Origin of the sequence: Streptomyces sp. ID05-26A (genome assembly GCF_033794685.1) — a bacterium.
GTDB lineage: Bacteria > Actinomycetota > Actinomycetes > Mycobacteriales > Pseudonocardiaceae > Lentzea.
In genome coordinates this window covers 389,547-413,749 of sequence record NZ_JARAYZ010000006.1, presented here as the reverse complement: position 1 = coordinate 413,749, position 24,203 = coordinate 389,547, and the positions used below count along the sequence as shown (strand labels likewise).

Sequence of the window (24,203 nt, the reverse complement as noted above, 5' to 3'; positions counted from 1 at the left end):
GACGTAGCGTCCCCCCGGTATTTCCGAGGAGGGGGAACACAAAGTGCGAAGAGTTCTGGCGGGAGCAGCGGCGCTCGCGCTCATCACGGCGGGCATGGTCACGCCGGCCACCGCGACGCCGCCCGCGCAGCCCGAGAAGCAGGAGACGCGGCAGTCCGACGAGCAGCCGCACGAGCTGGAGGTCAAGCGCCGCGCGTTGAAGCAGCAGGCGCTCGCCGACGTGCTGACCGGTCAGGTCACCACCGAGAAGCGGGGGACCAGCACCGTCGCGAAGGTCGGCAAGAAGAAGGACAAGGACCAGTACGTCGAGCTCAAGCGGGAGAAGACCGACAGGATCTTCGTGATCCTCACGGAGTTCGGCAACGAGCGGCACCCCGACTTCCCCGACCAGGACACCAGTCCCGCGACGCCGGGGCCGCAGCGGTTCGACGGGCCGGCGCACAACGAGATTCCCGAGCCGAACCGGGCCGTCGACAACACGACCATCTGGCGCAAGGACTTCAGCCAGAAGTACTTCCAGGACCTGTACTTCAGCCGCAAGAAGGACGCCAACTCCGTCGCGAACTTCTACGACAAGCAGTCCAGCGGTCGGTACACGGTCAACGGACTCGTCACGGACTGGGTGAAGGTCAAGTACAACGAGGCGCGGTACGGCCGCAGCAACGGCTACCCGTGCAACGACAACATCTGCAACAACTCGCGTGAGCTCATCAAGGACGCCGTCACGCAGTGGGTCGCGGACCAGAAGGCCGCGGGCAAGACCACCGAGCAGATCAAGGCGTCGCTGGCGGAGTACGACCAGTGGGACCGTTACGACTACGACTCCGACGGCGAGTTCAACGAGGCCGACGGCTACATCGACCACTTCCAGATCGTGCACGCCGGTGGTGACCAGGCCGACGGCGACCCGTTGCAGGGTGAGGACGCGCTCTGGAGCCACCGCGGTTACGCGTACAAGAACTACACGACCGGTCCTGGCACCAACAAGCTCGGCGGTGCTCAGATCGGCGACACCGGCCTGTGGGTCGGCGACTACACCGTGCAGCCCGAGAACGGCGGCGTGAGCGTCTTCGCGCACGAGTACGGGCACGACCTCGGCCTGCCGGACCACTACGACACCAACGGTGGCTCGAACGGCGTCAACTGGTGGTCGATCATGGCGCAGAACCGGGTCAACGCCCCCGGTGAGGCTCCCGGTGAGCGCGCCAACGAGTTCTCCGCGTGGGACAAGCTGCAGCTCGGCTGGCTCGACTACGAGGTCGCGGTCGCCGGTCAGGAACGCGTCTTCGACCTCGGTCCGCACGAGTACAACAGCGCCAAGGCGCAGGGACTCGTCGTCGTGCTGCCGGACATCTCGAAGAACTTCGACTACGGCACCCCGTTCGCGGGCAGCAAGATGTGGTGGAGCGAGAAGGGCAACGACCTCGACCACTCCATGACGGCCCCGCTGGACCTGCGCGGCAAGACCAGCGCGTCGCTCACGCTGAAGGCCCGCTTCGACATCGAGGCCGACTACGACTACCTCTACGTCGAAGCGTCCAATGAGGACGGCAGCTGGACGCAGCTCGACGGCACCGCCGGCGGTCAGCCGTTCGCCCGCGACTCCGGCGACTCGCCCGCGATCAGCAGCTCGTCTGCCAACCAGTGGGTCGACGTGAACGTGTCGCTCGACGCGTACGCCGGCAAGAACACCAAGCTGCGCTTCGCCTACCGCACCGACGGAGCCCTGGCGCTGCAAGGCTTCTTCGCCGACCAGATCACCGTGACCGCCGACGGCGCACCGGTGCTGACGGACGGCGGTGAGACCGCCGGTGTGTGGACCACGCGCGGCTTCCGCACGACCGAGGGCAAGGAAACGAAGACGTTCGACCAGTTCTACATCGCGTCGAACCGCACGTACGAGTCGTACGGCAAGTACAACCAGACCGGCCCGTACCGCTACAGCTTCCCGGACAAGCCCGACTTCGTGGAGCACTTCCCGTACCAGGACGGCCTGCTCGTCTCGTTGTGGAACACGAGCTTCCTCGACAACAACGTCAGCGAGCACCCCGGTGAGGGCCTGATCCTGCCGATCGACGCGAACCCGGCCCCGCTCTACAACCTCGAGGGACAGCGCTGGTCGCCGTCCGTCAGCGGGTACGACGCGCCGTTCGGGCTGCAGAAGTCGGACTCCTTCACGTTGCACGTCAACGGCAAGGCGTCCTACGTCCGTGGCGCCGCGGCCCAGCCGACCTTCGACGACACCAAGCAGTTCTGGTTCGCCGAACAGCCCAACGCGGGCGTGAAGCTGCCCGCCGCCGGTGTCGGCCTGAAGGTTCTCCGCCAGTCGGGCACGTCGATGACGGTGAAGTTGTTCAAGACGAAGTAGTACGCCTTTACGGGTAGCTTCAACGGCATGACCGCTTCAGAAATGCTGGCCGTCGCTGTCGAGGAGGCGCGCACGGGACTCGCCGAGGGCGGGATCCCCATCGGCGCGGCACTCTTCGACGGCGACGGCCTTCTGCTGGGCCGTGGCCACAACCGCCGCGTGCAGGACGGTGACGCCTCGATGCACGCGGAGACCTCGGCGTTCCGCGACGCGGGCCGCCAGCGGAGCTATCGCGGCACCACGATGGTCACGACCCTGTCGCCGTGCTGGTACTGCAGCGGCCTGGTCCGCCAGTTCGGCATCTCGAACGTCCTGATCGGCGAGGCCACGACGTTCCACGGCGGCCACGACTGGCTCGCGGAACACGGCGTCGGCATCACCGTCGTGGAGGATCCGGAGCTGATCGAGCTGATGACGACGTTCATCGCCGACCGCCCGGAACTCTGGTACGAGGACATCGGCCAGGATTAGCGTGGGGCGCATGGCTGCTGTGCTGATCGCCGGCGCGGACGACGAACTAGCGCGGGACACCGCCCGCCTGCTCACCCGCGCCGGGCACACCGTGTCCGTCAGCGCCGACCCCGAACCCGCGGTGCTGGACGTGCTGGTTGTCGGGATCGGCTCCGAGCCGTTCGAGGACGAGGTCTCCGGCCTGGCCCGCGTGCTGCAGGCCTTCTTGCCGGCGCTGGAACGGTCCGCGGCACCGGTCGTGGTGGTCGTCGCCCGGGACGCCGAGGCCGAGGCGGCGGCCACCCTGGTGACCGTGCAGTACGCGAGGACCTTCCCGAGGCTCCGGATCAACGCGGCCGCACCGGACGCGGAGATCGTCGCGAGGACGGCGCTGATCGGGCCGGACGGGCCGAGCGGTGGCTACTTCGACGTGTAGCGCTCCGTCGCCTCGTCCACCGACCGCACGATCGTGAACACCGCGTCCAGGCCGGTCGCCTCGATGGGCCGCAACGCCGCGCGGCTCGAAGCCACCACCACGAACTCGACGCCGGCCTTCGACGCGTGCTGCTGCCCGAGCACCAGGGCCTCGAGCCCGGCCGACCCGAGGAAGCGCACCCCGGCGAGGTCCACCACGACGGCCCGCTGTCCCTGCACCGCGTGCGTTTCGAGCGGACCGGTCAGAGAGCCGCTGGACGTGGTGTCGAGTTCACCGGACACGTGCAGCACTACGACGTCGGGTGTGATCCGATCGACGACCACGGTGGCCAGAGCGGTGGGGTCGGGCACGCTGTCTCCCTTCAAGAGCGTCAGCACCCCACGTTGACGCGGGTCTGCGAGGCCAGCCTACGGCCCCTCAGCGAGGTGCGACCGGCCTGCACTGATGTGCGGACGTGGTGGGTGAGTCGGGCGTGCAGTTCGTGGCACGCCGTGAAGCCGAGCCGGACGTCCTCCGGCGGGCACTGGACGGGCAGCAGCTGGGCGAACGGGTCACCGCCGATGGTGTCGACGGCGCTCAGGAAGCCGACGAGGGCGCCGACGAGGCGCCGGTGCAGGCCGAACAGCGACAGCGCGTTCACCAGCGCAAGGGTCGGCGCGGGCATCTCGTCGGCGCTCACGAACGGGTCCAGGTCGCGAAGCGTCACGGTGAACAGCACCGAGTGGGTGCGTTCGGAACGCGTGCCGTAGGCGTCGCCGTGGATGTCGCGCAGCACCGAGCGCATCTCGCGGCGCGGCTGCCAGAACGCGTGGTGCTTGCGCAGCTCGAGAAGTCCCTCTTCCGACAGCACGGCGGGAGTGGTGACTCCGGTCAGCGACCGCAGGGCTTCCTCCCAGCGGGCTTCCAGTGCCGCGTGGAACTGGGCCAGCGCCGGGTGGTCCTCCCAGCCGGTGTCGGCGTCGTCGAAGCCGCGCATCCGCAGCTCGTAGCAGATCCACAGCGACAGCTGCAGGTCGTCGTCCTGCCAGGCTTCCCTGGTGCCGCCGCTGACGAGCAGCGCGGGCCGCGGCGGGGGCGGCAGTCGCAGCGCAGCGACCAGGGCCGAGCTCATGTGGCCGCGGGGAGCGGGGAGGCGCATCAGGTTTCCTCACGCGTTCGGGCGATCGGCATGTCCACAAGGGACTCGGGGTCCGGGCAGCGTCGTTGCCGAGCGGCACCGCAGCCGTTGTGGCGCAACCAGTCCAACTGCTGCTCCACAGTAGACAGCGTGCCGTGATCGCGCAGGGCGACTTCGACGTGCTCCAAGAGCGACACTGCCCGGTCGAACGCGGGGGAGAGTTTTCCGGTGTGTGGATCGGCGGCCAGTCCGTCGACCCCGTCGCGCGACGCCCGCCAATATGCCGCTCGCAGCACGGAATCGTCCACCCGCTGTTCGGAGGGTTCCGTCATGACGAGGGCCCGGATCGACTCGGCGGGAACCGCGACTTCCGTTGCCGGCTGCGGCGCGCGCGAGATCTCCCGGACACGCGGCGCCAGTGCGACCGGCCGCCGGGAGGAGGGATCGACGAGGAGGAACTCCTGTTCCACCCCGACCATGTGGTGATTCATCGACGAGCGGGTACCCGCGTCTCGTGCTGATCAATCTCGGAGTGGCCACATGAGACTGCGCCGCAGCGACCCGGCTCGCCCGGGCTGGACCCGCCGCCGTCACGGCAAGGGTTTCCGCTACGCCGACGCCCACGGCCAGGCCCTCACCGCCGACGACGTCGCAAGGGCGAAAGCCCTGGTCATCCCGCCCGCGTGGCAGGAGGTCTGGATCTGTCCGCATCCCACCGGCCACATCCAGGCCGTCGGGTACGACGACGCCGGCCGCCGCCAGTACCTCTACCACGAGCAGTGGCGCACCGAGCGCGACGCGGAGAAGTTCGACCGCGTCCTGAAGCTCGCCCCGAAGCTCGGGAGGTTCCGCGAGCAGATCGAGCGGGACATGGCGTCACGCGGCCGCAAACGGCTGCTCGCCATCGCACTGCGCATGCTCGACCTCGGTGTCTTCCGCGTCGGCCACGAGCAGTACGTGGAGGAGAACGGCACGCACGGCGTCGCGACGCTGCTGTGCGAACACCTCGAGGTGCGCGGTGAGCGCGTCCGGTTCCGCTTCCCGGCCAAGTCCGGCGTCGAGGTCGACGAGGAGATCACCGACCCGAAACTCGCCCGCGCCGTCCGGACCCTGCTCAAGGACAGGACACCGGACTGCCGGGTGTTCGACCTGACCGCAGACGACGTGAACGAGCGCTTCCGCGAACTGGTCGGCGACGAGTTCAGCGTGAAGGACCTCCGCACCTGGCACGCCACCGTGTACGCCGCGCAGGCGTTCGCCCAGGCTCTCGCCGACCGCGGCAGGCCGTCCCAACGGGCGGTCAGCGCGGTGATGAAGGAGGTCGCGGCGAACCTCGGGAACACTCCGACCGTGGCGAGGAAGTCCTACGTGGATCCGCGCCTGGTCGAGGCGTTCGAGAGCGGCGACGTCATCGGCGGGGGTGATCCGGAACGGGCGGTGCGCAAGCTGCTGCGGCAGCTGGTCTGAACGGGCGAATTCGCCCCTGCGCCGATCCTCCGTTGCCTAGGCTGCTGGCCTGACTCGTTTGGGGGATTGATGCGTGAGGGCTTGAAGTTCGGTGACTTCCTCGTCGTCATCCCCGGTCTCGGCGGAAGCGTCCTGAGCTCGCCCGGCGGCCCGTTGTGGGAACCGTCGCGCCGCCTGGCCGGATCGTTGCTGAAGGACCGGCACGACGTGCTCGAAAGGCTTGGAGGAGATCCGGAGAAGCTCGACGACCCCGAACACGACGACGGCGTCGTCGCCACCGGCCTCATCCGTTCGCCGGTCGCGATCCCCGGCCTGGCCTCGACCAACCAGTACCGATCGCTGACGGCGGCGCTCACCGGCTCGTTCGAGCTCGTCCGGGGCGATCCGCTGGTGGACGGGCCACCTGCGAACTACTTCGAGTTCGCCTACGACTGGCGCCGGGACAACAGGATCTCGGCGGCCAGGTTGAAGGAACTGGTGGACCGCGAACTGCCGAAGTGGCGGTCGGTGCTGCCCTACGGCGAACCCCGGACCGTGCTGGTCTGCCACAGCATGGGTGGGCTGGTGGCCAAGTACTACCTGGACGTCCTCGGCGGCTGGCGGCACTGCCGGGCGCTGGTCACGTTCGGCACGCCGTTCCGCGGCGCTCCGAAGGCGCTGAACGTGCTGGCCAACGGCTTCACCGCGTGCGGTGCCGAGATCGGCGCGGTGTCGGCGTTGCTGCGCCGGTTCACATCGGTGCACCAATTGCTGCCCCGCTACCCGATGGTTCGCGACGAGCACGGCCAGGTGCGCAGGGTGCACGAGTTCGACACCGACCTCGGCGAGTTGAAGATCAGCCGGGCACAGGCCGCCTACCAGGACTTCCACCGCGCACTCGGCACGCCCGAGCGCTACCGGAGCCGGCTGAGGCCGCTGATCGGCTACGGACACCGCACCGCGCAGTCGGCCGTGGTCCGCGGAGGCACCGTGCTGGTCGGTGACCAGGTCGTCACGGACAACGCTTCACTACGTGCGATGAACACAGGTGACGGCACCGTGCCCGAGGTGTCGGCCATGCCGGTCGAACTGACCGACTCGCCGTGGTGGTGGCACAACGGCAAGCACTCGTCGATGCACACCAAGAAGGACGTGCTGGACAACCTGGTCAGGACCCTCACGCCGTTCACCGATCTGGGGGATCTGCAGAACCCGGGATCGGCGGACCAGGGCGCACCCCGTCCCGACCGCGCCGCGCTGGACGTCCGGCTGGCCGAGGTGCACGCGCAGGGCGACCCCGTGGCCGTCGACTGCGTGCTCGACGATCCGGCCGTAACTGATCCACCCTCTCTGACGACATCGGAGAACGTGACGGTTGAGCGCACGGAGACCAGCGAGGGGCACCGCTTCATGCTCCGGGGCCTGCCCGTGGGCGCGCACGAGGTGACGGTCGACTGGGCTGGCTGCTCGGTGACCGACGTGTTCGAAGTCTGCTGAGCCCCATGCTTCAGTGGCCTCCCTGGAACAAGACCGAGCCCGCCCGGATCGCCTGCTACGTGCACAAGATCGAGTCGGTGCGGTTGTTCGGCGAGCCCCCGACGGCCGGTGCGGTCGGTTACGACCTGCAGGTCGCTGATCGGCTCTCGCTGGTCCGCCGGGCGTACGAGCACCTCGCGTCGCGGGGAATCCATTACAGCACGGCGGAAATCGACTTGATGGACTTCAACCAGGTCCAGCAGTCGATCAGGCGGCCGGAGGAGGTCGCGGCCAGTGGTGGCAACTGCCTCGAACTGTCGTTGATCTTCGCGGGACTGTGCCAGAAGCTGAAGCTCTACCCGATGGTGGTGCTGTTCGAGCGACACGCGCTGGTCGCCGTGCGACTGGACCGGGACCTGGCACCGGTCGTGGACACGCTCGCCACTCCGCGCGAGGACTACCCGTTGATGCGGCGCGGGTTGCTCACTCCCGGCAGCGACCGCGACGATGCTGTCGCGGCGTTGATCGAGCGGGCCGACGGGAAGCAATGGGTCTTCGTCGAGTGCACCGGTTTCGCGGAGACGAAGACGTTGAACGGCGACACCGGGACCTTGTCGTTCGACGCCGCGCTGCAGCGGGGCGCCGAGCAGTTGGAGGGCAACCAGCTCAAGGACCTGGTCGACGTCACCTATCTGCAGGTGAACCGGCTGCAACAGCCGTACGGGCCCGCGATGCGCGTTCCCGCCGCGAGGTCCGGGATCGGCAGGTTCGGGGTCGAGGCGTTGCACAGGTGGCAGCCGGAACTGCCCGCCTTCACCGGACAGAGCGACATCGACGACCTCGACCGCGTGTCCACTCAGGACAACGCACTGGCCGGCGTCGTGAGCACGCTGCGCAGTGCGCTGGACGCGACGGCGTTCGTACGGAGCTGGATACCGGAAGCGCTGACCACGGCCAGGCTCCGCAGCGCGCTGGGCATGGTCAAACCCGACCTCGTCAAGAAGATGACCGCGGCCGATGACGACCGGGACTACCTCACCTGTGTGGCGTCGCACCACCGCCTGCTGGACGGGCACTGCGGTCCGGACCTGGTGTCGTTCGTCCTCGCGTTGGCCCTCGACGTCGGTGTCGAGCCGCTGGTGCCGGAGTTCCTCGCGTGGGCAGAGCCGCTGGTCGGCCGAGTCGCCGTCAACGACCTGCACGACAAGGTGCGGCGACTCCACGAGTCGGCGCGGCTCCGGGTGTTGCTGAGCCTGCACGGTCCGCCGACGGGCGGGTGGCCGGAGTCGATCGCGGTGTTGCTGCTCGACGGCGACGAGGTCCGCGCCTCGACCGCGGAACCCTGCGCCCCGAACCAGCGGTCGGTCGAGAAGACCATCGGCGTGCTGCTCGACTGGGTCGACGACCTGCTGGGCGACTCCGCGCTGCAGGTGAGCAGGATCGACGTGGCTGTTCCGACCGCGTTGCTGTCGCTGTGGCGGCCGGAGGACGCGGAGATCGGCAGCAGGCTCGGACTGCACCACGACGTCGTGGTGCGCTGGAGTGAGCGGCTGAGTCCGCCCGCCCATCTCAGCTTCGCCGTGCGCGAGGCGGGCAGGAGGTGGCCCGTGATCGAGCAGAACGGCGGGGTCGACTGGCTGGCCGACCGCGACACGCGCGACCTCGGGCAACTGCTCGGACACCTGCGCAGCGGCGGCTATCCCGGTGGCCTCGGACTGCGGTTCACCCCGGAGCGCAACGACGAGTTGCTGGAGTTGCTGCTCGCCTTCTCACCGGTGCTGCTGTGGCCGGACGGGGAAACGTCCTGCTGGGACGGCATCGACGACGAGCTCCGCGTGCAGTGGACGGTGCTGCCGGCGGCGCTCGCCAGGGCTTACCGGCTGAACTGGCCGCCACGACGTGAGAAGACGCCGTTGTCCGGAATGCGTGCCGTGTGGGATGACCAGGAATGGCTGACCTTCTGCCGCAAGGCCAAGAAACGCGCGCGAATCGCCCCATCAGGAGGAGCCGCATGACCTGGAACACCTATTACCGGGGCACCGGCGAGGCGCGTGACGTCGAACTGCCGGATGCGCCGCCCTGGCGCACCTTCGACGTCGTCCCGGAACCGACCTTCCAGCCGCCGGACGGCCTGGTCGACGCGGTGAACGCGGCGCTGTGCCTGCGCCGCCCGCTGCTGCTGACCGGCGCCCCTGGCTCCGGCAAGTCCTCGGTGGCCGAGTCGATCGCCGCCGAACTGCGGCTGGAACCGTTGCTGCGTTGGCACATCACCTCCCGCAGCACGCTCGTCGACGCCCTGTACCGCTACGACGCGCTCGGCCGGCTTGAGGCCACCAAGCGCGAGGAGGACGACGACATCGGCGGCTTCATCGAACTGGGCCCCCTGGGAACGGCGCTGCTACCTTCCGGGCAGCAGCGGATCCTGCTGATCGACGAGATCGACAAGAGTGACATCGACCTGCCGAGCGACCTGTTGAACGTGCTCGAACGCGGTGAGTACGACGTTCCCGAACTCACCCGGCACAAGACGGAGTCCGTGCGGGTGCGCACCTGGAAGTCCGAGTCGACGTGGGAGATCGGCAAAGGCCAGGTGCGGTGCGACATGTTCCCGGTGATCGTGATGACCAGCAACGGCGAACGAGACTTCCCCGCCCCGTTCCTGAGGCGCTGCATCCGCTTCCACATGCCCAGCCCGGACGCCGGCATGCTGGCGAAGATCGTGAAGGCGCACCTTGGTCCGGAGGCCGCGCTGCAGGCGGACGAACTGCTGAACACGTTCGCCGACGACCTGCGCAACGGTCGCAACCTCGCCGTCGACCAACTGCTCAACGCGATCTTCCTGGTGACCCGCGAACTGCCCGCGGACGGCGACCACCGCGACAGGCTGACCAAGCTCCTGCTCCGCGACCTCTCCGCCACCTGAGCCGTGCTGGAACACCTGATCCGCCGCCTCCGCGAGCTCGGCGTCGACGTGGACACCACGTCGATCGCCGAGTCGTTGTGGCTGGCCGCGATCATGCAGCAGCAGCAGCCAGAGGCCGGGCCGGTGGAGGCGCCCGGCCCCGGCGAGCCCCTCGTTCCGCTCGACCCGCCGCGGCAGCAGGAACGGGTCGAGCCCGCGCACGGCACGACGAACGAGATCGGCGTCCATTCGCACGAGCCCGACGACGTGGGAACCCGCCGCGCCGCCAGGACCTACGTCCCAGCGGGCCGTGCGCTGCCCCAGGCCCTGGAACTCGGCCGAGCGCTCAGGCCGTTCAAGACGCCGTTCCGCAACGGCGCCCGCTACGAGCTGGCGGTCGACGCGACCATCGACCGGTACGTGGAAACCCGCTCCCTGACACCGGTGTTCGAGCCGGTGCCGGAACGCTGGTTCAACGTCGATGTCGTCATCGACCGTTCCTCGTCGATGCGGGTGTGGCAGGAGACCGTCCGCGAGGCGGTTGAGCTCCTGCGGCAGACCGGCGCGTTCCGGCTTGTCCGCGAGTGGCATCTGGACGTTGACGACCAGGAGTCGTTGCTGCGTGACATCAACGGCATGCCGATCCGGCCAGAACGCCTGCGTGATCCGCACCAGCGCCGCCTCATCGTGATCATCTCGGACTGCGTCGCTTCCGGCTGGTACGCCGGACGAACGTGGACGATGGTGCGTTCCTGGCTCGCCTCCACCCACACCGTCCTGTTCAACCCGCTGCCTCCGAAGCTGTGGCGCCAGACGGCCCTGGACCTCCCCGCCACCCGCCTGCACGCCACCACACCGGGTGCCCCGAGCGCCACCCTGAAGCACGACGTGCCGGCCATGGCCAGCCTGTGGTTCGCCGGCCGCTGGCTCCCGCTGCCGGTGGCGGGCCTGTCCCCGTTCTCGCTGCGCCAGTGGGCTGACACCGCGATGGCGGGCCACCGCGGCGGCTGCGACGGCGTCCTCGTCCCGGACGATGACGGACTCACCCGCACCGACGAGGACGACGATCTCCCGGCGAGTACTGCCGACCAGGTCCACGCGTTCCGCATGACCGCCTCCCCGCAGGCCTGGCGCCTGGCCGTCCTGTCCTCGACCCAGGACCGCCTGCCACTGGGTGTGCTGCGCGCGATCGCGCAGGAGATGGTCCCCGAGTCCCAGGTGTCCGACCTGGCCGAACTGGTGGTGAGCGGCCTCTTCGCCGAGGCGGCGGAATCCTCCCCGTCCGACCTGGTTCTGGCCTTCCTCCCCGGCGTGGCCGAGGTGCTGCGCGATCATCTGTCCACAATGGATACGTGGTCTGTGCACGACGCGATGAGCGCCGTCCTGCGACGCTCCGGCGTCGACCGCGGCCGAGTCGCCGCCGCGGCCGAGACCGACACGGGCGACCTCATGGTGCCCGACCACCTGGTGCCCTTCGCACACGCGGAAGCGGCGACCCTGCGACTGCTGGAACCGCGTTCCGTGCCCGTGCGGGAACCCCGTCGAACCACGTCGCCTGATGTCGAACAGCCACCTCCACAACCCAGATTCGTGGGCATCGCCGTTGACGAATACCAGTCGCTGGAACCGTTGTCGGCTGGACGCAGTGTGTCGGAGATGGTCGACTTCCTGATGTTCGGGGGTTTCCGCTGCGCCACGCACACGGGCCCGGCCGAAGTGGTCATGCGGAGATCTCTGTCCATGATCGCCAGTGCTCCGCAGCAAGGCGGCGCACTCGTCGTCGTCTGGAGCGGGCACGCCGCCGTCACCTCGAACGAGGTCCGGCTTCTCGCCGTGGACAACGATCACGACTCCGGTGGTGTGGCGCTTTCCGATCTCTGGGCCTGGTGTCTGCGGTCCGGCGCGGATCAGGTGCTTCTGATCCTCGACGCTCGTGGAGCCGACTTCGACCTCGACGACCACCTGTGGGACAGCTCGGGTGACGACGGCCCGAGCTGGTGGGGTGCGCTCAAGTCAGGCGGCGACTTGGACGACGTGTTCCTCGACCAGGTGACCGGGCTGCTGCGGGCCGGTCCAGCTGCCGGCTGGCCCGGGCACGGTGAACTCATCGACGGGCCCACGTTCCTGAGCGCATTCGCACAGGACTTCGAGGCGACAGGTCGCCGGTCCGGCTACTGCTGTGACGGGGTGCCGAGCGGCCTTTTCCCCAGGGCGGTTCCAGACCTGGACCAGGGGGAGTCAGGTGTCGGGTTCAGCGTGCTCGGCCCGGTGCAACTGCTCTCCGACGGCATCCCCGTACCGCTGCAGACCGTCCACTCACTGACCCTGCTCGCGCTCTTGGTCGCCAACGCGAACGAGCTCGTCACGTTCGAGACCATCGACCGCACGCTGGCGCTCGAGCCCATGACCGGACGTCACGTTCTCACCCGTCTGCGTGCCAGGCTGGTGGCCGCCGGCGGGGACGGTTCGGCGATGATTCGAGAATCAAAATCCGGGTGCACCCTCGTGGTGGACCTCGCCAGGGTCGACGTCCACCGCGCCGAGCGTCTGATCACGGCAGCACGCTCGCGGGAGCCGGAGGTCCGCGCCCAGATGTTGCGGGACGCACTGCACCTCTGGCGAGGGCCGGCTCTCCCCGAGCTCCCCGGGCATCCGCTCGCGGCACACGCCGAGAGGCTCCGCTTGGACGCGCTCGCCGCCAGGATCGAAGCGGACCTCGCCCTGGAACCGACGCCGGATCGCGTGATCGAGCTGGTGAACGAATTGCGCGTGTTGCGGCAGCTGCATCCGCGGAGAGCGCAGTTCGCCAGGCTGATCGTGCGCGTCATGGAGACCCTGCGTTGGGACGTGGCCATCACCTGCGCACCAGAGGATGGTTCGTATGCCGCAGAAATAGCACAGCAACTCCGCTCTCGTGGTGTTCTTGTCTTCTACTACGAGGACGGGTTTCGTGACCTCCCGGCGATGTACAGAGCGGCGAGATACCTCCTGCCGATCATGTCGGCGCACTACCGTGTCGATTTGCGGGCGCTGGTCGACGGGGAGGCATCTGAACACCAGCGGATCTTGCCGATGGTGCTCGACGATGCCGGCCGGTCGTCTCGGCCTGAGATCACCTTCCTCGACGCGAGGGTTCACTCGTCCGCTGAAATCGCTGACCTGGTGGTCAAGAGACTGCGTCCGGAGCTCGTGGACGAGCTCAGGGCGTTGTCACGAGGGCTGGGACTGCGAGAGCCTGATCTGGAACTGCGCGTGGGTCCCGCACTGCGCGCGGTTTGCGGCGTGTCGGACCACGACGACACCGCGATAGTGCACCGCCTGCTGACTCGAAGGTTGAGTCTGGCCTGCGAGCAGCTCAACAGTGCTCAGCAGATCGTGGCGACCGCCGCTCTGGGCTTGAGCACGGAGACCGCGATGCTGACAGCAGGGGAGCGCCTCGAGTGGCTTGCCCGCACGGCCGCCCACAGCCAGAGCATCGCGCAGCGCCGTGTCGACCTGGCGCTGGAGAGGCTGGCCGAGCTGCTGCGCGAGTCTCCGGCGCTCACCTTCGACGAAGTCATCAGGCAAGGCCGCGTGCGACTGCGGAAGAAGGGCCTCAACGTCTCCATCCTCCACGTCGCCGACAACGACGACCATGCGTTCGAAGTGCTCGCCGAGCGGATGAAGGTGCTCCGGACCATCCTCGAGAGGTTGACCGTAGAGCCAGGACAACCGGCCACGGTGGCGCTCGCCCATCGGCTCGTCGACGGGTACACCGACCTCTCGGAATGGATCGAGGTCATCAGGTACGCCCGGACGAGTGAGCGGGCCAGGCCCCTGTACCAGCACGTGCACTCGTTGACGGTCGAACCGAGCGCCCAGCTGTCGGCGTATCTCGACGGCGTCGGAGAGAGGCCGCAGGCTGAGTACGCACCGGCGCTGAGGCTTACCGCGAGCAGCGAGGATTGGCGCTTGCTCGAAACCGAGCTGGCGCTGCTCCGAGAGAGAGCCGAGCACGGCCAGCAGTTGGAGATCGATGTGCTCGGGCGGGTACGGATAGTCGTCGACGGGTCAGAAGTGTGGGACTTACCGCCCCAAGGGCGCAGGTTGCTCGCTCTTCTGGTGGCGAACGTCGGTCGATCGGTCCGCATCGACGACATCGTCGGGTGGCTCTGGCCCGCCGAGCCTCCGAAAACCGCGCAAGCCATCGTGCGTCGGACTGTTTCGCGGCTGGACGAGGTGTTCTCCGACGCGGATGCGCGTGGCTCCGCGATGATCTCCGCGACGTCGGACGGCGTCGTGTTCATCGTAGATCCGGTGTGCCTCGACTTGGATCGAGCACGTCAACTGATCAAGTCTGCCGGCGGTAAGCCCGCCAAGATCCGTGTGGCGCTGTTGCGAGAGGCTTTGGGGCTCTGGCGCGGACCTGCGTTCGAAGACATGCCGGACCTGCCCTTCAAGGCTGAGGTGGACGAGCTGCGGCTCTCCGCCACTGAGGAGCGCATCGAGGCGGAGCTCGAGCTCGACCGGCATCTGGAGTTGCTGGTGGAGCTGGCGAACCTTCGTGCCCGTTTTCCGCTTCGGGAACGGTTGGTGCGGCTCAACCTGCTCGCGTTGCAACGGGCGGGTTTGCGCGCCGATGCGGTCGAAATGGCTCGTGAGTTCCGCAGGACGGCCGAAGACAACGGCATTGTCCCGAGTGGACAGTTCGAAAGGCTGTTCGAACAGATCGTGCAGTCCGAGGTGAAGCAGATCGGATCCAGTGCCACCCGTGTGCTCCTCGTCGACACCCATCCGGTTTTCCGGCACGGTCTGCGGGCGTTGCTGGACAGCGAGAAGGGGTTCAGCGTGGTCGGTGAAGCGTCCACAGGAGGCGACGCCATGTCGCTGGTCCTGGACACGCATCCCGACGTCGTCGTGCTGAGCGGAGGGGGAGCCCTCGAACTCGTGAAACAGATTCACGTTTCCGGTACCGGATGCAAGGTTCTGGTCTTGACCGTGAACGAGGACTTCGACGAGGTCTTCGCGTTGATGAGGGCAGGAGCGAGTGGCCACCTGTCCAAAACAGCGGCGCCCAGCGACATCGTCAACGCGATAGGAGAGCTCTCCGTGGACGGGGTGGTCTTCGCTTCGGACGTCGCGCGACGAATGCTGAAATTCTCGGTGTCGTCGCAGCTCACCGACGGTGAACACGAGGTGCTCAAGCTTCTTGCGGCTGGGAAGGACCACGCGGAGGTGGCAGATCGCCTCGGCATCAGGGGCAAGACCGTCCGCGTGTGGAAGTCCGCCGCTCTGACCAAGCTGCGAGCCTTCGACGAGGCCAGGAAGAGCTCGCGCAGGGACTCCTGAGGTTCAGGCAGGCTTGAGCGCGGCCCGGTCGCACTGGCGGCACCAGGCGGCGCCCTGGGCCGCCGCCAGTGAGGCGAACCCCGCGAACAGGTGCAGCGCGTTCGAGCCGGGGTTCACGTTCAGGAAGTTGACGACCTCGCCGTCGTAGCGCGCGAGACCCAGCCCGAACAGCACCAGGAACAGCACGGCCACGAGCAGTCCGGTGCCGCTCAGCGCCTTGAGCCGCGGGGCCGCCAGCAGCAGTGCGGCACCGAACACGACGTGGATGACGTTCTGCAGCGGGTTCACGCGCAGCCCGAGGACCCAGGTGTCGGACTCGGCCGCGAACCCCGCGAAGCCGGTCACGAAGAACCCGGCCACACCCCAGAGCACGAGCAGGGCGCCAGTGCCGATCGCCAGCTTCTGGGGCCACCGCAACCGGTTCATGAGGCCAGTATCGCCAGAACCGGACGTTCCCGCTCGTTCATTTCACTCCTCTGCGAGCAAATCGTGCCGCAACTGCTCCAGTGACTTCGTGAGCAGGCGCGACACGTGCATCTGGGAGATGCCCACGCGACGGGCGATCTCGGTCTGGGTCAGCCGGCCGAAGAAGCGCAGGACCACGATGGTCCGCTCCCGGCGGGGAAGGCCCCGCAGCATCGGCTGCAGGGCCTCGTGGATCTCGACGCCTTCCAGCGCCGGGTCGTCGACGGTCGAGCTCTCCAGCGCGTCCAGGGGAGCGAACGCGATGTTCTTCTCGATGCGCAGGCCCTCGTAGACGTCGGTGAGCGAGATCCCGAGGTGCCGGGCGATCTCCGAGGGGGTGGGAGATCGCCCGGTCCGGTGCGAGAGTTCGGCGGTCGCGCCGTCGATCGAGTCGCACAGTTCCTTCAACCTGCGGGGGACGCGCACCGCCCAGCACTGGTCGCGGAAGTGGCGCCGCACCTCGCCGGTGATCGTCGGCACGGCGTAGGACAGGAAGTCCGTCTGCCGGCCGACGTCGAACCGGTCGATGGCGTTGATCAGCCCCACCGCCGCCACCTGCGTGAGGTCTTCCATGGGCTCGCCGCGTTCGCTGAAACGACGGGCGATGTGCCGGGCGAGCGGGAGGTACTCGCGCACCAGCCGGTCCCGCATCACGAAATATCGTGGCGAGTCACGGCTGATGCGGGCGAGTTCCTCGAACGCCGCGTGCTGGTCTGGCGTCAACGCGCACCGCGATCAGACCTGGGGCGGTGGCGTCACGTCGCCACGCCACGCACCGGTCTCGGTGCCGCGGTTCTCGATGAACTCCTTGAACCGCTTGAGGTCACCCTCGATCCGGTGGCCGACCACACCGAGCGCGGTGCCGGCCTTCTCCGTGAGGGTCTCCGGCTCGTAGTCCATCTGCAGGTGGACCCGCGTCGTGTCGTTGTCGATCCGGTGGAACGTGACCACACCGGCCTGCTGGGGCCCGTCGACCGTGGTCCACGCGACTCGTTCGTCCGCGTGCTGCTCGGTGATCTCCGCGTCGAACTCGCGGACGACCCCGCCGATCTTCGTGGTCCAGTGCGTCATCGTCGGCGTGAGCTGGTCGATCTTCTCCACGCCGTCCATGAACGCCGGGAAGGATTCGAACTGGGTCCACTGGTTGTACGCCGTGCTCACCGGCACCTGGACGTCCACCGACTTCTCAATGGTGGTCACGAAACCTCCTCCTTCGATTGGTGTCGGTAGGTGAGTACCCGAGTCACGCGGCGTTACACATCCGACATATGTCCACTGTGGATAGTCACGCTTCGTGTTGAAGCGAGCGCTGTCCGCACATCACGAAATCGCCCACAGTGGTCAAACCGCTCTGTGATCCAAGTCTCACGGGCGGCATACTGCGCGGTATGTCAGGGGCCCATAGGAGGCGCTGGTGCTCGAAGCGAACAACCTCGAGGTTGTCTACGACGACGTGATGCTGGTGCTCAGGGGCGTGAGCCTGCAGGTGCCCCAGGGCAAGGTCGTCGCGTTGCTCGGTGCGAACGGAGCGGGGAAGACGACCCTGATGAGGGCCTTCAGCGGTCTGCTCGACGTGCACGACGGCAAGGTCACGAAGGGCTCGATCACGCTCGACGGTGAACCGATCCACCGCCTCTCACCGGCGCGGATCGCGGAGCGGGGCATCAAACAGGCCCTGGAGGGCCGCCGGATCCTGGGTGAGCTGACCGTCGAGGAGAACCTCAAGGTCGGCGGCCACGCGAGACCCAAGCGGCTCAGGCAGAACCTGGACCGCTGTTACGAACTGTTCCCCCGGCTGCTGGAGAGGCGAAGACAGAGCGCGGGCTACCTGTCCGGCGGCGAGCAGCAGATGCTCTCGATCGGCCGGGCGCTGATGTCGGAACCGTCCTACCTCCTGCTGGACGAACCCAGCCTCGGCCTCGCGCCGTTGCTCGTGCAGCAGATCCGCGACCTCGTCGTGAAGATCAACGAACAGGGCACCACGGTCCTGCTGGTCGAGCAGAACGCCAGCATGGCGCTCTCCATCGCGGACCACGGCTACGTGCTGGAGACCGGCAAGGTCGTGATGGACAAGCCGGCGCAGGCGCTGCTCGCCGACGACGACATCCGCGAGTTCTACCTCGGTCTCGGCACCTCCTCGTTCCGTGCGGTCAAGCACTACAAGCGCAGGAAGAGGTGGCTGTCATGAGCGCCGACGTACGTACCTCAGCGGAGGCGCCATCCACCTCCGTTCTCGAAGTCACCGACGTCCGGCTCGCGTTCGACGGCGTGGTGGCCGTCGACGGGGTGTCGTTCAGCGTCGAGGAGGGCGAGCTCTTCGCCGTCATCGGCCCGAACGGCGCCGGCAAGACGTCCATCTTCAACGTCCTGAGCGGCGTCTACCGGCCGCAGCAGGGCTCCGTGCGGTTCCACGGCGACGACCTGCTCGGCCTGCGGCCCCACCGCATCGCCGCGCGGGGCATGGCCCGCACGTTCCAGAACATCGAGCTGTTCTCCCACCTCACCGTGGTCGACAACCTGATGCTCGGGCGTCACAACCACATGCGGTACGGCGCGCTGTCGGCGTTCTTCTGGCTCGGCAAGGCCAGGAACGAGGAGCTGAAGAACAGGGCCGCCGTCGAGGAGGTCATCGACTTCCTGGAACTGGAGCAGTGGCGCCGGTACCCGGTCGGCCTGCTGCCCTACGGCGTGCAGAAGCGCGTCGAACTGGGCCGGGCGCTCGCCATGGAGCCCAAGCTCCTGCTGCTCGACGAGCCGGTCGCCGGCATGAACGTCGAGGAGACGGAGGACATGGCGCGGTTCATCCTCGACGTCCGGGAGGAGCTGAACATCCCGATGATCATGGTGGAGCACGACATGGGCCTCGTGATGGACCTGGCCGACCGTGTGATGGTCATGGACTTCGGCCGCCCGATCCGCACCGGCACGCCCGCGGAGGTGCAGCAGGATCCCGACGTGATCCGCGCGTACCTCGGTGAGCAGCACAAGAGCGTGACGCCATGACCACAACCGTCGTCACGCGCGTCAAGGACCGCGCTGAGCGCACGCCCGACCAGATCGCGTTGCGCGCCAAGGACTTCGGCATCTGGCAGGAGGTCACCTGGGCCTGCTACTGGGCGAACGTCGAGCTGGTCGGCCACGCCCTGCTCGCTCTCGGCCTCAAGCCGGGTGAACGGGTGGCGATCCACTCCGAGAACCGGCGCGAGTGGCTCTACGCCGACCTCGGCATCGTCGCCGCCCAGGGCATCACGGTCGGCCTCTACCCGACGAACCCCGCGTCCGAGGTCGCGTACCTGCTGTCCCACTCCGGCACGCGGATCCTCGTCGCCGAGGACCAGGAACAGGTCGACAAGGCGTTGCTGGTGCTGGAGGACACCCCCGACCTGGAATGGATCGTCTACCTCGAGCCCCGCGGCATCAAGGGCCGCTACGACAACCCGAAACTGCTGGCCTGGGACGACTTCCTGGCGCTGGGCGCCCAGCACCGCGACTCGTTCCCGGCCGAGCTCGCCGAACGCATGGCGGCCACCGAGCCCGGCGACGTCATGACGCTGATCTACACGTCCGGCACGACCGGTCCGCCCAAGGGCGCGATGCTGACCGTGGCGAACGTCGAGTTCGCCGTCGACGTGCTGGTGGAGGGCGGCGGTTTCACCTCGCCACCCCCGTCCTCCTCCGACGTCACGCTGTCCTATCTGCCGTTGTGCCACGTCGCCGAACGGATCTTCACGACGTGGTTCAGCGCGGCCAGCGGTGTGCAGGTGCACTTCGCCGAGTCGATCGAGACGGTGCAGGCGAACCTGCGCGAGGTGCAGCCGACGATCCTGTTCGGCGTGCCCCGCATCTGGGAGAAGGTGCTGGCGGGCATCAAGATCGGGGTGTCGTCGGCGTCCTGGACCAAGCGCACCACCACCGGGTTCTGGCTCCGGCGCGCCGAGACCATCGGTGAGACGCTCGTGCGGACCGGCGGCAAGCACACCGGGCAAAGCCGGGCACTCTACGCGTTGGGCTGGCTGTTCTGCTTCCGCGCGCTGAAGGCCCGCATCGGCATGCGGCACGTGCGGTACGCGGCGTCCGGCGCCGCGCCGATCGCGCCGGACGTGCTGAAGTTCTTCATGGGCATCGGGGTGCCGATGCACGAGGTCTACGGCATGACCGAGAACACCGCCGTGGCAACGGGAAACCGCCCGGGGCGGGTCAAGGTCGGCACGGTCGGCGAGCCGCAACCGGGCACGGAGCTGCGGATCGACGAGGAGACCGGCGAGGTCCTCACGAAGCACGGCGGCACGTTCGCGGGCTACTGGCAGGACCCCGAGTCCACCCGGCAGGTGCTGGTCGACGGCTGGCTGCACACCGGTGACGTCGGCGAGTGGGTCGACGGCACGCACGTGAAGATCACCGACCGGATGAAGGACATCATCATCACCGCGGGCGGCAAGAACATCGCGCCGTCCGAGCTGGAGAACGCGCTGAAGACCTCCCCGTACATCAAGGAGGCGGTGGTGATCGGGGACCAGCGCAAGTACCTGGTGGCGTTGATCGGCATCGAGTACGAGACGGTCGGGCACTGGGCCCAGCAGCGCAAGATCACCTACACCACCTACCGGGACCTGTCGGAGAAGACCGAGGTCCTGGAACTGGTGCAGGGGATCGTGACCGAGGCGAACCAGAAGTTCGCGACGGTCGAGCAGATCAAGAAGTTCCGGATGTTCCCCAAGGAGCTCGACCACGAGGACGGCGAGCTGACCGCGACGCAGAAGGTCAAGAGATCCGCGCTGGGCAAGATGTTCGACGACCTCGTGGAGAGCATGTATGGATGAGTTTCTCCAGTCGCTGATCCGGGGTCTCGGCACCGGGTCGATCTATTCGCTGCTCGCGCTCGGCTTCGTGATCATCTACAAGTCGACGCAGGTGATCAGCTTCGCGCAGCCGGCGTTCATGCTGGCGGGCGCGGTGCTGGTCTCGTACCTCTCACCCGTGGTGTCGTTCGCCGGCGCGGTGCTCGTCGCCGCCGTGGTGATCGCGGTGCTGGCGCTGGGAGTCGAACGCACGGTGCTGCGGCCGATGGTCGGCAAACCGGTGTTCGTGGTCGCGATCATCACCATCGGCGTGGACGTCGTGGTGAGGGTGGTGACGAACGCGTTCATCGGCCTCGACGTCCGGCAGGTCGGCGACCCGTGGGGTCTCGACACGGTCAGCTTCCTGGGCGCCGAGGTGCAGCAGCGGTACCTCGTGATGATCGCGACGACCGCGATCGTGACGGGCGTGCTGTTCGCGTTCTTCCGCTACTCGCGGATCGGGCTCGCGATGCGTGCGGTCGCCTACGACCAGGAGGTCGCGCTGGCACAAGGGGTCTCGGTCGGGTCGGTGTTCGCGCTGTCGTGGGCACTGGCCGGTGGGCTCGCCGCTCTGGCCGGCGTGTTCGTCGCGACGGGCGCCGGGGTCGACCAGCAGCTGTGGATCGTGGCGCTGAAAGCGTTGCCCGCGATCATCATCGGCGGCCTGGAGTCGTTGGGCGGCGCCGTGGTCGGCGGGCTCACGGTCGGCGTCGTCGAGTCGCTGTTCGGCACCTACCAGAACGACTTCGCCCCGTGGCTCGGGCCGAACTTCGGGTTGGTGGCGCCGTACGCGTTGATGCTGCTCGTCCTTCTCGTCAGACCGTACGGACTGTTCGGCAAGCGGGAGGTGGAACGTCTGTGAAGGGACCGACAACCATCAAGGGCAGGCCAGAGCTCTACACCTCCTACGGGCAAGACATGGCGTTCCTGAACACGCGTCCGAAACGCGCGTGGACGGGTGGGCTCGTCGTGATCGCCCTGGTGATGCCGTTCATGATCACCGACGACCTGTTGCAGCTGCTCGCCACCGGTTTCGTGGCGGCGATCGGCGCGATCGGGCTGAACATCGTCACGGGGTACGCGGGTCAGGTCTCGCTGGGCCACGCGTTCTTCCTCGCGATCGGCGCGTACACCGCGGCGGCGCTGTCCGGTCCCGAGACCGGGCGGGTGATCGGTTTCGGCATCACGTCGCTGCCGATCTGGCTGCTGGCCGCGGGGCTGGTGGCCGCGTTGTTCGGCGTCCTGGTGGCGCCGGTGGCGGTGCGGTTGCGAGGGCTCTACCTCGCGATCGTGACGCTGGGGCTGGTCTTCCTGGGAGAGCACGTGTTCCGGGAGTGGACGTCGCTGACCGGCGGGCCCGGTGTCGGCCGGCCCGCGGCCGTGCCCGAGCTGTTCGGGGTGCGCCTCGACCGGGACAACTCGGTGTTCACGGCGGCACAACAGCTGTACCTGCTGATGTTCGTGCTGCTGGTGATCTTCGGTGTGCTGGCGCGGAACCTGGTGCGGTCGCGCGTCGGCCGGGCGTTCGCGGCGGTGCGGGACCGGGACCTGGCCGCGTCGGTGATCGGCGTGGACCTGACGAAGTACAAGGTCCTGGCGTTCGCGGTGTCCTCGTTCTACGCGGGTGTCGCGGGCGCGTTGTTGTTCGTGGTGAACGGGTTCTTCGATCCGGGCTCGTTCAGCCTGCTGTTGTCAGTGCAGTACATCGCGATGGTGCTCATCGGCGGCGCGGGCACCATCTCCGGAGCGATCATGGGCGCGCTCTTCATCACCTTGCTGCCACGCATCACCAGGGAACTGCCTTCGGTGCTGCCGTTCATCAGTGGTGACGCGACCGGCGTGATCACGGTCTTCCAGCTGGAAGCCGTGCTCTACGGCGTGCTCATCATCGTGTTCCTCATCGTCGAGCCACGCGGGTTGTTCGGCATCTGGGTCCGCGTCCGCAACTACTGGCGCACCTGGCCGTTCTCGTACTGAGGAGAGAGAATCCCCATGTCTGGTAAGAGAATCGCAGTCATATTCGTTGGGGCGTTACTCCTCGCCTCGTGTCGTGGCGGTGGTGACGCCGCACCGCAGGAAGGCGCGGGCGGCATCAAGGTCGACGTCGGCGTGACGAAGGAGGCCTGCCCCAACGCCGTCGACAAGGCCAAGGGCTGCATCTACCTGGGCACCATCTCGGACCTCACCGAGGGCCCGTTCAAGACGCTGGCCGTGCCGATCACGGACTCGCAGAAGGCGTTCTGGAAGCGCGTCAACGACAAGGGCGGCATCGGCGGCTACGAGGTCGACGTCACCAAGTACGTCAAGGACAACAAGTACAACCCGCAGATCCACAACCAGGTCTACCAGGAGATCAAGGGCAGCGTCCTGGCGCTGACGCAGACGCTGGGTTCGCCCACGACTGCGGCGATCCTGCCGGACATGAAGAACACGAAGATGGTCGCGGTGCCGGCGTCGTGGACCTCGTTGTGGGGCGTCGAGGCCGGGGTGCTGGAGTCCGGCGCGAACTACTGCGTCGAGTCGATGAACACCGTGGACTACGCCGCCGAGAAGATGGGCGTGAAGTCCGTCATGGCCGTGCACAACGCCGGTGACTACGGCGACGACGCGGCGGCCGGGGCGAAGATCGCGGCCGAGAAGCGCGGGCTGACGTTCGAGAACGTGACCACCACAGCTGGTCAGGACAACCAGGGCGGCGCGATCGACGCCGTGGTGTCGAAGAAGCCGGACCTGGTCGTGCTGACGACCGGGCCGACCGACGCGGCCGTGATCATCGGACAGTCCGCGGCCCGTGGTTTCAAGGGCAAGTTCATCGGCACCTCGCCGACGTGGAACCCCGGTCTGCTGAAGTCGCCGGCCGCGCCCGCGATCAAGGCGCTGTACATGCAGTCGGCGCCGTGGAAGTCGTGGAGCACCGAGTCCGTCGGCCACACCGCGATGCGTGCGGCGCTGCCGGGCGTGACGCCCAACGACGGCTACACCGCGGGCTGGGTGTGGGCGTACCCGTTGAAGGCGGCGCTGGAGAAGGCGGCCGCGAACAAGGACCTGACGCGCGACGGTGTGCTCGCCGCCGTGGGTCAGCTCTCGTCCGTGGACTACGAAGGCATGCTTCCTTCGGGTGCGGGCAATTTCGCCGCTTCGCCCCAGGACGGGCTGTTCCGCCAGTCGACCCTCTACAAGCCGGACGACGCCGCTCCGACCGGAGTGACGCTGGTGGAGGACTTCTTCACCGGTTCCACGGCCAAGGACTTCAAGTTCGAGAAGCCCTGCTACCAATGAACCGAACGGGTGACACTCGACGCTGAAACCGGACATCTCTGACTAGTCTCGCTGGTGAGTCTGGTGTAGGAGGTTGTTCACGGTGATGTCGTGCGTCG

General features: G+C 67.7%; 20 protein-coding genes. 14 read left to right on the top strand and 6 right to left on the bottom strand.

What is annotated here, in order from left to right; genetic code table 11:
* The first annotated feature begins 43 nt into the window (after positions 1–43).
* The 3 genes from PV646_RS39410 to PV646_RS39400 are packed head-to-tail and all read left to right on the top strand — an operon-like array spanning position 44 to position 3,254.
* A complete protein-coding gene (locus PV646_RS39410) occupies positions 44–2,368 on the top strand; it encodes an immune inhibitor A domain-containing protein (RefSeq protein ID WP_500347632.1) in 2,325 nt (774 codons plus the stop codon).
* 27 nt (positions 2,369–2,395) lie between these two features.
* The gene (locus PV646_RS39405; RefSeq protein ID WP_500347630.1) at positions 2,396–2,839 is read left to right on the top strand and encodes a nucleoside deaminase; all 444 of its coding nucleotides are present in this window, start codon (positions 2,396–2,398) and stop codon (positions 2,837–2,839) included.
* Between the two features lie 10 nt (positions 2,840–2,849).
* Positions 2,850–3,254: a hypothetical protein gene (locus tag PV646_RS39400; RefSeq protein ID WP_500347629.1), complete on the top strand. Its 405-nt coding sequence runs from the start codon at positions 2,850–2,852 to the stop codon at positions 3,252–3,254.
* Here the strand turns inward: PV646_RS39400 and PV646_RS39395 are convergent.
* From PV646_RS39395 to PV646_RS39385, 3 genes are read right to left on the bottom strand one after another with little or no spacing between them, the layout of a single operon-like run.
* Complete coding sequence (locus tag PV646_RS39395; protein WP_500347628.1) at positions 3,239–3,604, bottom strand: STAS domain-containing protein; 366 nt, start codon at positions 3,602–3,604, stop codon at positions 3,239–3,241. The genes PV646_RS39400 and PV646_RS39395 overlap by 16 nt on opposite strands.
* A gap of 20 nt (positions 3,605–3,624) precedes the next feature.
* Positions 3,625–4,392: an iron-containing redox enzyme family protein gene (locus tag PV646_RS39390; protein ID WP_500347626.1), complete on the bottom strand. Its 768-nt coding sequence runs from the start codon at positions 4,390–4,392 to the stop codon at positions 3,625–3,627.
* The gene (locus PV646_RS39385; protein WP_500347625.1) at positions 4,392–4,850 is read right to left on the bottom strand and encodes a hypothetical protein; all 459 of its coding nucleotides are present in this window, start codon (positions 4,848–4,850) and stop codon (positions 4,392–4,394) included. The genes PV646_RS39390 and PV646_RS39385 overlap by 1 nt, the downstream gene beginning before the upstream one ends.
* 61 nt (positions 4,851–4,911) lie before the next feature.
* On the opposite strand from PV646_RS39385, the gene PV646_RS39380 reads away from it, so the two are divergent.
* The 5 genes from PV646_RS39380 to PV646_RS39360 all read left to right on the top strand — a co-directional run bounded on the left by PV646_RS39380 (position 4,912) and on the right by PV646_RS39360 (position 15,523).
* Entirely contained in the window at positions 4,912–5,838 is a 927-nt protein-coding gene (locus PV646_RS39380; protein WP_500347623.1) for a DNA topoisomerase IB, read from the top strand.
* 69 nt (positions 5,839–5,907) lie between these two features.
* Complete coding sequence (locus tag PV646_RS39375; protein WP_500347621.1) at positions 5,908–7,314, top strand: esterase/lipase family protein; 1,407 nt, start codon at positions 5,908–5,910, stop codon at positions 7,312–7,314.
* A gap of 5 nt (positions 7,315–7,319) precedes the next feature.
* On the top strand, positions 7,320–9,308 hold the full coding sequence (locus PV646_RS39370) for a vWA-MoxR associated conflict system protein (protein ID WP_500347619.1): 1,989 nt from the start codon (positions 7,320–7,322) through the stop codon (positions 9,306–9,308).
* Positions 9,305–10,216, top strand: coding sequence for an AAA family ATPase (locus PV646_RS39365; RefSeq protein ID WP_500347618.1), 912 nt, complete (start codon positions 9,305–9,307; stop codon positions 10,214–10,216). Before PV646_RS39370 ends, PV646_RS39365 begins: the two co-directional genes overlap by 4 nt.
* A gap of 3 nt (positions 10,217–10,219) precedes the next feature.
* Positions 10,220–15,523, top strand: a complete 5,304-nt coding sequence (locus PV646_RS39360; protein WP_500347616.1) for an SAV_2336 N-terminal domain-related protein — start codon at positions 10,220–10,222, stop codon at positions 15,521–15,523.
* Positions 15,524–15,526: 3 nt separating this feature from the next.
* On the opposite strand, the gene PV646_RS39355 is transcribed toward PV646_RS39360, so the two are convergent.
* From PV646_RS39355 to PV646_RS39345, 3 genes are read right to left on the bottom strand one after another with little or no spacing between them, the layout of a single operon-like run.
* Complete coding sequence (locus PV646_RS39355) at positions 15,527–15,949, bottom strand: DUF4383 domain-containing protein (RefSeq protein ID WP_500347614.1); 423 nt, start codon at positions 15,947–15,949, stop codon at positions 15,527–15,529.
* Positions 15,950–15,991: 42 nt separating this feature from the next.
* Entirely contained in the window at positions 15,992–16,711 is a 720-nt protein-coding gene (locus PV646_RS39350; protein ID WP_500347612.1) for a SigB/SigF/SigG family RNA polymerase sigma factor, read from the bottom strand.
* Positions 16,712–16,723: 12 nt separating this feature from the next.
* Positions 16,724–17,188, bottom strand: coding sequence for an SRPBCC family protein (locus tag PV646_RS39345; protein ID WP_189159551.1), 465 nt, complete (start codon positions 17,186–17,188; stop codon positions 16,724–16,726).
* A gap of 214 nt (positions 17,189–17,402) precedes the next feature.
* On the opposite strand from PV646_RS39345, the gene PV646_RS39340 reads away from it, so the two are divergent.
* The 6 genes from PV646_RS39340 to PV646_RS39315 are packed head-to-tail and all read left to right on the top strand — an operon-like array spanning position 17,403 to position 24,105.
* Positions 17,403–18,176, top strand: coding sequence for an ABC transporter ATP-binding protein (locus PV646_RS39340; protein WP_500347611.1), 774 nt, complete (start codon positions 17,403–17,405; stop codon positions 18,174–18,176).
* The gene (locus PV646_RS39335; protein WP_500347609.1) at positions 18,173–18,991 is read left to right on the top strand and encodes an ABC transporter ATP-binding protein; all 819 of its coding nucleotides are present in this window, start codon (positions 18,173–18,175) and stop codon (positions 18,989–18,991) included. The genes PV646_RS39340 and PV646_RS39335 overlap by 4 nt, the downstream gene beginning before the upstream one ends.
* Positions 18,988–20,808, top strand: coding sequence for an AMP-dependent synthetase/ligase (locus PV646_RS39330; protein ID WP_500347607.1), 1,821 nt, complete (start codon positions 18,988–18,990; stop codon positions 20,806–20,808). The genes PV646_RS39335 and PV646_RS39330 overlap by 4 nt, the downstream gene beginning before the upstream one ends.
* Positions 20,801–21,688, top strand: a complete 888-nt coding sequence (locus PV646_RS39325) for a branched-chain amino acid ABC transporter permease (RefSeq protein ID WP_500347605.1) — start codon at positions 20,801–20,803, stop codon at positions 21,686–21,688. The genes PV646_RS39330 and PV646_RS39325 overlap by 8 nt, the downstream gene beginning before the upstream one ends.
* Positions 21,685–22,803: a branched-chain amino acid ABC transporter permease gene (locus PV646_RS39320; protein WP_500347603.1), complete on the top strand. Its 1,119-nt coding sequence runs from the start codon at positions 21,685–21,687 to the stop codon at positions 22,801–22,803. Before PV646_RS39325 ends, PV646_RS39320 begins: the two co-directional genes overlap by 4 nt.
* Before the next feature lie 15 nt (positions 22,804–22,818).
* Positions 22,819–24,105, top strand: a complete 1,287-nt coding sequence (locus tag PV646_RS39315) for an ABC transporter substrate-binding protein (RefSeq protein ID WP_500347601.1) — start codon at positions 22,819–22,821, stop codon at positions 24,103–24,105.
* Positions 24,106–24,203 lie beyond the last annotated feature (98 nt).